The organism is Nanoarchaeota archaeon, assembly GCA_018897155.1.
In the GTDB taxonomy this organism is placed as follows: domain Archaea; phylum EX4484-52; class EX4484-52; order EX4484-52; family LFW-46; genus LFW-46.
Window position 1 is genome coordinate 1 of record JAHILE010000005.1, and the last position, 10,455, is coordinate 10,455.

A 10,455-nucleotide genomic window follows, 5' to 3' on the forward strand; every position below is an offset into this window, starting at 1 on the left:
GAACTGCTTGGAAAGCATGATATTCGCAACAAACAGAAACAAGCTTCCTGCAAAAGCCGCAAGAAAGAGCATTCCGCTGTCCTTTATCAGTGCGGATTCTTCCATTATCGAAGTAATATAGCCGTTGATTTTCGCTTTCATTTGATCATCTGCTTTCTTATTGCTTTCTCAATGTCGTGAAGGTCAAAACACAAAACAGGCATTTCATTATGGCTTTTGGGTTTGGATGAGAAGCTTTTTGCAAAGATTGCGAAATGCATCGACTTGTTTTCCGTATCTATATATGACGCTTTCTGCCATAACCCATCAAGGATTTCCTTTGCATCAACATCTTCCTGCCATTTGCATTCTCCCAAAAGCATTTGTTTGCCGTTCAACGCAACGATATCTATCTCATATTGGTTTTTCCCGTCATCAGCGCCGTGTATCCTTCCCCACTGCCTGCCCAATTTTATAAAGCCGAAATCAGCAAGAATAATCTTATTTCTTATAATGTAGATTATGAATTTTTCGAATTTTTTTCCTACAAATTTCGGAAAGTTTTCTTTAAAAAATGCGGTTACTTCATCGAATCGTTCCTGCTCCATATAAGCCCGTTGCTTATCCACAAAATAGAACCAGAATGAGAGGAAATTATCATTTATGGCATATGTGCCTTCCCTGGATTTTCTCGGGTCTGAAAGTATCGGCGTTTCCCGCTTAATTAAATTGAACTCTTTTCTTAAAAGATCCAGATATTTTATGGTTTCGCCTTTCTTATTTGAAAAAAGCGTGGAGATTTCATTCAATCTTGTCTTGCCTTCTGCAATTGCTGTAATGATTGTATTGTATGTTTTTGATTCCCCGCCAAATTCGACAGATAAAACCGCCCTGCCTTCATCCATGAGCATAGAATCTTTTTCTTCGATCATCCGGGTTATCATTTTCTCTACAGGAATATTTTCGTCCAAAAGGGTATAATAATAAGGCACACCGCCAAAAATTGACCATGTTTTTATGAACTCCTCCATGCTCATTTTGAACAGCAATTTCTCTGCAGGCAGCTCCTGGAGAATCATTTCGTTCGTCCGCCTCCCATAAAGAGGGGCTGCTTCGAGATTGAATATTTTTTTTATCAGAGAATAACTTGAACCGCTTACAATGATTCGGGTATTTTCTTTTTTCATCATTCTATCATCGACTAACTTTTGCATTTCTCCAAAAACTGACTTATCAACATTCAAAAAATTTTGAAATTCGTCAATAATTATTATTTTGTTTTTATCAAGCAGATACTTTACGATATCGATAAAGTTCTGAAATTGGGGGAGTCCGTACTCAATGCAAATCTGATTGACGATCCATGAGTGCGACTTATTCGGCCAGATAAATATATAAATTGCGTCCGGAAACGCTTTCCTCAATAATGTTGTTTTTCCTATTCTCCTTCTGCCTCGGACAATCATAAAAAAATTCTTATCTCTTGTTCTTTCCAGCACTTCCATTTCTTTTTCTCTATCAATAAACGGTATGTTTTTCATACATTATGTATGTTAAACATACTATTTAAATCTTTCTATATTAGTATGTATTATATACATACTATTAAAACAATCCATTAATGCTGATGTTTCCCTTCGTGATATATTTCGTAAGCGTGGCACCTGCGCCGAATTCAATCAGCGCGGAAAGGAACAAGAACAAAGATAAAACGGCCTTGAAATCCGTTTACTTCGCTTCGCTCGTTCTCGGCTTTACAACCTTCGGTTGTAAATTGCCGAATCCTTCGGGTCCGTTTGCTATGAAGAGGAAGATGCTCCCTGCAAATGATGCGAGGAAGAGCATTCCGCCATCCTTTATCAGTGCGGACTCTTCCATTATTGAACTGATATAGCCGTTGATTTTTTTTCGCATGAAATCATCTATTGCATAATAACCGTCTCTTTTTATCCCCTTTGAATCATGGATTTGTGGGATGTTTTTTTGCCGCATCGTGCGGTAAAATATATTTCAGCCCGCGTTTTCCTTTACCGGTTCTTATAAGCACGCCTCTTTTAACAAGGCTGCTTAAATCCCTTTCCACGGCATATATTATCTTATAGAAGTTGGGCTGTTATTTTTATATATGCAAAATCGGGCCAAGAAGAAAGACACTCACTGCCCAAAAGCGCATCGGTTCTGCGCAAGGATTATGAGTGCGAGTTCTTTTATATTTCCTTTTGCAGTTATGTATGTTCTGTATATTTGGGCGTATCCGGACACAAACCCTAGCATAACCCGCGCTTTAAATATTGGTATCTGATTAGCTGACTTTCACCACCACCCAAGACAAAGTATATACTTCAGTATCGAAAAACAGAAATACTAGAATATCCATAATTATTTTGGGAGATAAACTTTGTGCGATAAATATTCTCAAAAAGAAGTAGAATTGCTTGAAAAAAGAATTGCTGACCTTGAAAAACGTTGTAAGGATCTTGAAAAAATCGTAACTGCTTGCACAAATTCGTTTATTCCGTCATCAAAAAGAATCATAAAAGAAACTGTTTCTGACGAACCTAAAGAGCCGAAAAAGAAAGGTGCGCCTATCGGACACCCAGGTACAACAAGAGAAACAAGCGAACCGGATAGTGAAAAAATAATTAATCCAACTTCTTGCCCAATTTGTAATGGGGTAAAACTCAGAATTTTAAAACCGAGAAAAAAGACTGTGGAAGATATAGAAATGATAAAACATACAACAGCTTACACTTATTTTGACTGTCAATGTGAAGAATGCAAAGCACGTTTTACAACAACTCATTCTGAAATGCCGATTGAAGGCAAATTCGGACCGAATATTTCTGCTTTATGGACTTTATTGCATTACAAAGGCACTATTCCGTTTGACAGGCTTTGTTCAATAAGTGCAAGCGGGTTTAAAATGCCTGTCAGTGTCGGTGGAATTCAAAACGTAATCTATAGAAATGCCAAAACATTCAAACCTGAATTTAATAAAATCTGGAAAAACGTATCCGAATCAAAATATGCAAAAAGCGACGAAACCGGCTATTCTTTCAACGGAGAACGTTATTGGGTGTGGAATATTTCTGCCGGAAATGATACTCTTGTTTTGATGCGAAAAAGCAGAGGATCAAAAGTCTTAAAAGAAGTTTTTGGAGAATTTTTTGACGGCGTTTTATTGAGCGATTGCTTCAGTGCATACGGCAAATTCAATGCAAAAGAGTATGCAAAATGTTGGGCGCATATTTTGGTAGCTGGACGGGATCTTGCAAAATACAGTTCCGAAGGAAAAGAATTATATGAGATTCTTTGCAGGATGTATGAATATATCAAAAATACAAAAAAGAATAATTTGGAAAATACGTATGCTGTGAAACAATGGATAAACAGGGCGATACGAAAATTTATTTTACTTTCCAAAACAGAATACGGTTCAAAAGCCGTTTTGAATCTGGCTTTGCGACTCGAAAAATACAAAGAGCAGTGGTTTACGTGCCTCAAATATCCCGAAGTTGAGCCGACAAACAACGGCTCGGAACGGGATATTAGAAAAATAGTTCTTTCAAGAAAAGTTTCTGGTTTGCACCGGAGCATTCTTGGAATCCGTTCAAGGGAAATTATGATGTCTGTTTTGCTTACCGAACAAAAGAACGGTCAAAATCCGTATGCGTATGTGCAGAACGGACTCAAGAACTACAATTCAGGTACTAATGGGAGCTAAATAGATACAAATATTGAAATGCCTGCAAGATATAAGGCAATTTCCCGAAAAACCTCCAAAGGTGCAAAATCATTCACTTCTCTTTAAATCATCCAAATCCCACGCAAGAAAGCCGCCTTTTCTAAGCGTTTCCTTGCCCTCTATCGTTTTCGCAAATATTGCAAAATATTCCTTTCTTTTGCCGCCATTCCATTCGACACGCTTGCTTTTTTCTTTCAAAACAGCAATCAGTTTTTCAGCATCCTTGCAGCTCAAGTCCTGCCACTTGCACTCGGCAAAGATAATTCCGTTGCCTTTCTCGTCAAGCGCAACAATATCGATTTCAACCGGCTTTCTCTCGCCAACGATTCGGTAATATCCGTACCAAGTCCCTATTTTTGTGAGATATATCGGCAGGAGATTCTTTGCATTTTGTTTCTTTAAAAAATCCCTGCAAATGCCTTCAAATGCAAAGGAAACGTGCTTTTCGAAATAGGTGCCAAGAATCTCTTTGAATTTTTTGTAATTGCCCTCTTCGATATAGCTTCTGTTCGGATAAATGAATTTAAACCAAAAATCCATAAAATTATCTTTTATTTTGTAAATCGTCTTTTTGGATCTTTTAGGCTCTGTTACCGGCGCAATTTTCTCAACATACTCAAGGCGCTCCAAAGTCGATATATATCTCGGAAGGGCTGTTGAAAGCATGCCGACACGGTTTGCTATTTCCGTCTGCTTTGTATTCCCTGCTGACATTGCGTCAAGCATAGAAAAATATGTTGAAGGATCCCGCAATTCCTCTTTGAGCAGAAGTTCGCCTTCCTCATATAGCATTTTGCCTTTTTTTGCGATTCTCTCAAGGATATTTTCGGATGCCGTTTTGCTTAAATCAAGTTCTGCAAGATAAAAAGGCACCCCGCCGGTTATTGCATATATCCTGACCGCCTCTTCAACAGACGCTCCCTTCGGAAAAAATTTAAGGGATTTTTCAAAATCCATGGGCCTGACTTTCCACTGCCCGGTTCTTCTGCCGTAAAGAGGGCTTTTATGGGCAAGCACCTCGCTTTCCATCATGTTTATGCTTGAGCCGCAAAGAACAAGCATTATTTTTGTGTTTGAAAGGCACTCATCCCAATATTTCTGAAAAATCGAGGTTATGTTAGGATTAGTATTTATGAGGTATGGGAATTCGTCTATGACAAGAAGAAATTTCTCCTTTTGCGCTTTTTCATTCAAATATATGAAAAGCGCACGCCACTCGGAAAAAGGCGACAATGTAAGGGCTGTGTCGCCAAGGCTCTCGCCAATCATCCTTGAAAGAAGCCTTATCTGCTCTGCTTCATTTCCCTTTGTGCAAAGGTAATATGTATGTTTTTTATTGTGCATAAAATGCTGGAGCAAATAAGTTTTACCCACACGCCTTCTGCCGTATAGGACGATTAATTGGCTTTTGCTCTCTGCATACGACGATTCCAAAAAAGATGTTTCTTCTTCCCGGTCTATTATACTAACATTATGCACCATAACATTATGTTGTAGTGCATAATATATAAAGATTTGTTGTAAACGACCTCTTTCTGTTATCTGCACTAATTAAGCACTCACAACCGCCAAACTAACGCCCAAAAGCGCAATCTTCTGCGCCAAGGTCCATGCGGTGAGCGCTTGCTGCAACTGCCCGAAACATTAAAGCACTTTATTCAGATCATTTATATCAAAAAGCAGAACGTTCGGCTCTTTTATATTTTCTTTAAAGCTCTTTGCGAATACCGCATAGTGCTCTTTTCTTTTTTCATTATTCCACTGCACATATTGAGCCTTTTCCTTTAAATCCGCTAAAATCTTCTTCGCATCAACTTTGTCCTGCCATTTGCACTCTGCAAATAAGATTTCTTTTGTGTTATCATTCAAGGCAACTAGGTCCATCTCATAAACATTCTTCCCTTTTTCGCCTTTGAATTTGCCCCACTGCCGGCCTATTTTTTCAAAAAAGCAAGGCAGCTTTTTCGAGGCATTCTGTTTTAGCACGAATTCCTTGCATACTTGCTCGAAACTCTGCCCGATAAAGGAGGAAATATCTGAATGTATCGTCTCCCTTATTACTTCGTAGTTCTTTATTTCATATGCGCTCATATTCCTATAGACGTATCTAAACCAAAACCTGAAAAAATTGTCTTTCAGAAAATATCTTCCCTTTTTGCTTCTTTCTGGATTTTTTTCAGTTACTGGCGCTTCTTTTGCCACAATGCCAAGCACCTTGGAAAGATTTTCAATATACGGCGTAAAAGAAGTTTCTTTTATTCCTGCATAATCGCATATCTCTTTGGCAGTATTTTTTCCCATCGAAATAGCAGTTATGATTGAATAGTATGATGGAACATCCCTTCCGAATTCTTCTATTAAAATATCTGAAACTTCGTCTTTTAGCGGCGCCATTTCCCGGAGTAATAGATGTTCTATTGATGTGGCGGTATTATTTATCTTGTAATCGCCCATCAACATATAATACATAGGAATTCCGCCGTATATGGCGTATAGTTTGATCTGCTCTTCAATGTCGGTTATGCCGAAATCTTTCAAAATACATCCGACTGTTTCAAAATCAAAGGGAGTTATGGTTAAAATATTGTGTGCTCTCTTAAACAAAGGCGCCTTTTGTTCGATGAATATCTTTCTTATCATTCCGACAGACGAGCCGGAAATTAAGAGAAATAATTTGCCTTTATGCGCATCCCAAACTTTTTGAATTTCGAAAATAACTGATGGCTCAATGGATAAAAACCGCTGGAATTCGTCTATGGCTACGATGATTCTTTTTTCCTTTGACGCATCGAAAAGAACGTTAAAAAAAGACGCCCAAGTGTCAATTTTGACATATTCCGGAAGAGATAGCTCGGAAGATAATATTGATGAAAACTCAGAAAGAAGCTCTGAACTCGTTTTTTTTGGATTTACAAAAAAATACATCCCTTTTGTTTTAGAGAAAAACTGATGAATCAGTTCTGTTTTTCCGACACGCCGCCTTCCGGTTAACACCATCAGTATTTTGTGAGTCTCAGATATTTTTTTGGCGGCTTCAAGCTCGTTCAGCTCATTTTCCCTGTCGTAGAACTTCATAACAACACCAATTATTATTCATATAATTATTATATTCATAATAATATATAAAGCTTTCGTTAAACAACCGCCACCCTCACAGCCCAAACGCGCATCCTTCTTCTCAGTAATATTATATCCGGCAGAGATATAAGCATATTCCGGCGTTCAAAAGCTCTTTCGTTTCTGCATTTTGTAAAAGTATTTGACAAAATGTATAGCATTTTGTAAACTATTTAGCCGAAATGCTTATATAGTTCTTCCGCCAATATTTATTATGGTTTCATCAGTCCAGATAGAGAAGATAATCGAGTTGCACAACCTTGCAAAGGAAAGCGCGGCAAAGTTTGACAAAAAGAGGTTCGTCTACGAGGACGTAAAAAAAATGCTTGAAAACAAGCTTTTCATAGGAATTGCCGGGCTTCGGGGTGTAGGAAAAACAGTGCTTCTAAGACAGTTAGCAATAGAGCTTAAAGATTCTGTTTATACGAGCGCGGATGCGATTGATCCTGCTGTAAATCTTTTTGAGCTTGCAAAGGAGCTAAACAGAAATTATAAGACAAAATACCTGTTGATAGATGAAATCCATAATCATGCAAACTGGCAGATGGAAATCAAGAAAATATATGATTTTTTGGACATAAAGATTATATTTACGTCATCTGCTTCAATCGATATAATCCGAAGCAAATACGACCTCTCAAGAAGGGTTGCAATCATAAACATGCCTCCGTTCTCTTTCCGGGAATCTCTTTTTTTCAGGAAAAGTGTGCTTATTGAAAAAATGAGCCTGGAGGATATTTTAAAAAACTACAAAGAGCTTTACCGAAAAATCTATGCGTTTGAGCCGGAATTCCATGAGTTTTGCGTCCGGGGCGCCCTTCCGTCGGCCATTGAATCGCCTTTCCCGCAAACCATACGCAATATAGTCGAGAAAATACTGAACCACGACCTTTTGATATATGGGAAATTAAACAGAGAGGACATAATAAATATAGGTAATATACTAAGATTCATAAGCCGGTCGCCCGTTGATGTGTGCAGCTATTCCCTAATAGCCCGCAATGCCGGAATAACAAAGTACAAGACTCAGGAATACATACACATATTAGAGCAGGCGTTTCTCCTGAAAATATTGATGCCATATGGATCAAATGTAATGAAAGAACCAAAAATTCTATATAGCCTTCCTTTCAGGGCGTACTTTTCAGATGGTGTAGAGGACGAAAAAATCGCCGGAGCCATCAGGGAGGAATTTTTTATTCACCACATAAGCAATATCGATGCAAATGTAAATTATCTGAAGAGTCTGCGTGGTGAGAAATTGCCGGATTATATCGTTTTTTACAAAAACAAGAAATTTGTGTTTGAAATAGGCGGGGCGGGGAAGACAAGAGTGCAGTTAAAAGGAATTTCAAATAACCGATTTGTTCTTTCACAACCCGGTAATGTAGATAAAGGAATACCATTAATATTTTTTGGATTTCTGTGGTAAACCGTTGGCTCGTACGATAAGCACTAACTCACAGCCGCCGCCCTCACAGCCCAAAAGCGCAGCCGCCTTCGCAGTAATTATTGCATCTGACAGAGATATAAAGCAGAACTGCCTAGTCTATGCACACGTTCTTGTCGCCTTCAATCTTCTGGCAGAACCTATCCCATATAAGCCACGAAACTATTGCCTCGCTTCCGGGAAGCGCTGCACTGCTTCCGAAATGTTCAATCCATTTCCGGAAAAATGCCTGCGATTTTTCGTATGCTTCTCCTGATGTTCTTCCGTTTAATAGCGACAAAACTATCTGGTTTGAAGAATCTAGAAACGGCAAAGCAAGCTCATCATCAAGTTCTCTACCTGCCGAACAGTTCTTATCGGATGCAAATATGAAAACATCATTATATCCGATAAAGCATTTCGCACAGGCACTAACAGCCTTTGGCCCGAGAACTTTTGCAGAACTGCACGAAACAGAATAAACCGCCTTTGATTTCAGCAAATGCTCGTTCTCTCCGCTTTTTATCAGCGCTTCATTCTTATGCCCGAAAATTGTATCATCGCTTCCATGGCCGTTAAATACTGCAAGAGGAGAATTCTGCTTCATAAGGTATTTCTCAACATCGCCTCTTGATGCCTTTTGGCCTTTAAAATCAGAATATGATATTCTGCGTTTTTTCGCAGCATTAATCAGATGCTCGCTCCATTTCGAAAGATACGCTGTGGTAGTGTCATGATTAGGCCGCGTTATCAGCATTTTGCTCATGTAACCCTCTCTTCATAGACCTTAAGTAAAATAATTGTATATCGATTACCTTCCTTCCGACCTCATTATTCAGTTTTACATTCTCAATAAGCTCATATTTGTCAAACGTACCATACGCGCCTATTGATATTTTCATATTCTCCGGCATTGAAGAAAGTCTCGCAATCACCAGCTTTTTAATTTCGTTTTCATCCGCCATAATAAACCACCATTCAAACTATTTCAAGTTCGACAAGTTTCTGCAATATTTTTTTGCCTAAGGGAGTATTGTTTTTTATTTCAATGTATGCAACGTTCCAGGTTATTGGTTGGTCGTCTACAACTAAGATGATTTCTTTCCGGAGGTTTATCGGAATATTGGAAAAGACTAAACCTCTTGCGCAATTAACCACATAAACTCCAAAAACCATGTTATCTCAGGGGAGATAACATGATAACCTATGAAAAACTGTATAAAAAAACGAATTCTTTCAGGTCATTTACAGGCATTACTGCGCCTGAATTCGATAAGCTGTTTGCATTTGTCGAAAAGGAATATCCGAAAGCAGAGGCTGAAAGGCTTGGCAGGCGAAAAAGGATAAATGCTATTGGCCAAGGCAGGAAATTCAGCCTTGAGCTTATAGACCGGCTGCTTATGCTCCTGATGTATTATCGCCTATACTGCTCCTTCACATTCATGGGATTTCTTTTCAACCTTGACCAAAGCAGTGTCTGGAGAGATATAAAATACATCGAGCCATTGGTTGAAAGGTGCATTCCCTTGCCAAAGAAGCTATACGAAAAAGCAAAAAAGATAACTACAATGGAAGATTTCCAGAAATATTATCCCGAGCTGAAAGCATTTCTTGACGCAACAGAGCAGCAAATCCCAAGGCCGAAGAACAAGCGAAGGAGAAAAAGCCATTATTCGGGCAAGAAAAAGAAGCATACTGCGAAGACGCAGCTCATGGTAAACCAGAACGGATTGATACTGCACAAAACAGGTTATGAACGGGGAAGAAAACACGATTATGATATTTTCAAAAAGAAGCATCCAAAGATCCCAAAAAATGTTGAGCTCACAACGGATTTGGGATATCTCGGCATTGAAAAGGACTTTCCAAAAATAAAGTCAAGAATTCCGAGAAAGAAGCCCAAAGGAAAACCAAGAGCAAAGGAAGATAAAAAATTCAACAAAAAGCTAAGCCGTGAGCGTATCGTAGTTGAACATGTGATAGGAAAGACAAAGAAGTTCGGGATTATGGGCGGCATATTCCGGAATAGATTGAGCAGGTACGATGATGCGAGTTCTATTGTTTATGGATTGGTGAATTTCAGGGCAATGATGAACCAAGGGTTTGACTTGAACGAGTTTGTCGGTTAACATCAGGAATTAAAAGATATAAGGGCTGACGCCCTTATAATTATGCAAGAGGTCTA

10 protein-coding genes are annotated in these 10,455 nt (G+C 38.7%); 3 read left to right on the plus strand and 7 right to left on the minus strand.

The window, feature by feature from the left end:
• Nucleotides 1-137: 137 nt before the first annotated feature.
• Together KKB09_00435 and KKB09_00440 are read right to left on the minus strand one after the other, a co-directional pair.
• Nucleotides 138-1,520, minus strand: a complete 1,383-nt coding sequence (locus tag KKB09_00435; protein MBU4299664.1) for an ATP-binding protein — start codon at nucleotides 1,518-1,520, stop codon at nucleotides 138-140.
• Nucleotides 1,521-1,707: 187 nt separating this feature from the next.
• Nucleotides 1,708-1,971, minus strand: a complete 264-nt coding sequence (locus tag KKB09_00440) for a hypothetical protein (protein MBU4299665.1) — start codon at nucleotides 1,969-1,971, stop codon at nucleotides 1,708-1,710.
• A 406-nt stretch (nucleotides 1,972-2,377) separates the two neighbouring features.
• Here KKB09_00440 and KKB09_00445 point away from each other — a divergent pair, with 406 nt between their 5' ends.
• Complete coding sequence (locus KKB09_00445; protein ID MBU4299666.1) at nucleotides 2,378-3,703, plus strand: IS66 family transposase; 1,326 nt, start codon at nucleotides 2,378-2,380, stop codon at nucleotides 3,701-3,703.
• A gap of 69 nt (nucleotides 3,704-3,772) precedes the next feature.
• Here KKB09_00445 and KKB09_00450 read toward each other — a convergent pair whose 3' ends face one another.
• Together KKB09_00450 and KKB09_00455 are read right to left on the minus strand one after the other, a co-directional pair.
• Entirely contained in the window at nucleotides 3,773-5,206 is a 1,434-nt protein-coding gene (locus KKB09_00450; GenBank protein ID MBU4299667.1) for an ATP-binding protein, read from the minus strand.
• A 162-nt stretch (nucleotides 5,207-5,368) separates the two neighbouring features.
• A complete protein-coding gene (locus tag KKB09_00455) occupies nucleotides 5,369-6,799 on the minus strand; it encodes an ATP-binding protein (GenBank protein MBU4299668.1) in 1,431 nt (476 codons plus the stop codon).
• A 256-nt stretch (nucleotides 6,800-7,055) separates the two neighbouring features.
• Between KKB09_00455 and KKB09_00460 the strand changes: the two genes are divergently transcribed.
• A complete protein-coding gene (locus KKB09_00460; GenBank protein MBU4299669.1) occupies nucleotides 7,056-8,273 on the plus strand; it encodes an AAA family ATPase in 1,218 nt (405 codons plus the stop codon).
• Nucleotides 8,274-8,385: 112 nt separating this feature from the next.
• Here the strand turns inward: KKB09_00460 and KKB09_00465 are convergent, their stop codons facing one another.
• Genes KKB09_00465 through KKB09_00475 form a run of 3 tightly spaced genes read right to left on the minus strand, consistent with a single transcriptional unit; the run spans nucleotide 8,386 to nucleotide 9,446 of the window.
• Nucleotides 8,386-9,036, minus strand: coding sequence for a hypothetical protein (locus KKB09_00465; GenBank protein MBU4299670.1), 651 nt, complete (start codon nucleotides 9,034-9,036; stop codon nucleotides 8,386-8,388).
• Nucleotides 9,008-9,235, minus strand: coding sequence for a hypothetical protein (locus KKB09_00470; GenBank protein MBU4299671.1), 228 nt, complete (start codon nucleotides 9,233-9,235; stop codon nucleotides 9,008-9,010). Before KKB09_00470 ends, KKB09_00465 begins: the two co-directional genes overlap by 29 nt.
• A 13-nt stretch (nucleotides 9,236-9,248) precedes the next feature.
• The gene (locus tag KKB09_00475) at nucleotides 9,249-9,446 is read right to left on the minus strand and encodes a hypothetical protein (GenBank protein MBU4299672.1); all 198 of its coding nucleotides are present in this window, start codon (nucleotides 9,444-9,446) and stop codon (nucleotides 9,249-9,251) included.
• Between the two features lie 20 nt (nucleotides 9,447-9,466).
• Here KKB09_00475 and KKB09_00480 point away from each other — a divergent pair, with 20 nt between their 5' ends.
• Nucleotides 9,467-10,399, plus strand: a complete 933-nt coding sequence (locus tag KKB09_00480; protein MBU4299673.1) for a transposase family protein — start codon at nucleotides 9,467-9,469, stop codon at nucleotides 10,397-10,399.
• Nucleotides 10,400-10,455 lie beyond the last annotated feature (56 nt).

Bases quoted from the DNA above. Each gene is read 5' to 3' on its own strand.
- KKB09_00435 (MBU4299664.1), bottom strand. From the start codon at position 1,520: ATGAAAAACATACCGTTTATTGATAGAGAAAAAGAAATGGAAGTGCTG.
- KKB09_00440 (MBU4299665.1), bottom strand. From the start codon at position 1,971: ATGCGGCAAAAAAACATCCCACAAATCCATGATTCAAAGGGGATAAAA.
- KKB09_00450 (MBU4299667.1), bottom strand. From the start codon at position 5,206: ATGGTGCATAATGTTAGTATAATAGACCGGGAAGAAGAAACATCTTTT.
- KKB09_00455 (MBU4299668.1), bottom strand. From the start codon at position 6,799: ATGAAGTTCTACGACAGGGAAAATGAGCTGAACGAGCTTGAAGCCGCC.
- KKB09_00460 (MBU4299669.1), top strand. From the start codon at position 7,056: ATGGTTTCATCAGTCCAGATAGAGAAGATAATCGAGTTGCACAACCTT.
- KKB09_00465 (MBU4299670.1), bottom strand. From the start codon at position 9,036: ATGAGCAAAATGCTGATAACGCGGCCTAATCATGACACTACCACAGCG.
- KKB09_00470 (MBU4299671.1), bottom strand. From the start codon at position 9,235: ATGGCGGATGAAAACGAAATTAAAAAGCTGGTGATTGCGAGACTTTCT.
- KKB09_00475 (MBU4299672.1), bottom strand. From the start codon at position 9,446: ATGGTTTTTGGAGTTTATGTGGTTAATTGCGCAAGAGGTTTAGTCTTT.
- KKB09_00480 (MBU4299673.1), top strand. From the start codon at position 9,467: ATGATAACCTATGAAAAACTGTATAAAAAAACGAATTCTTTCAGGTCA.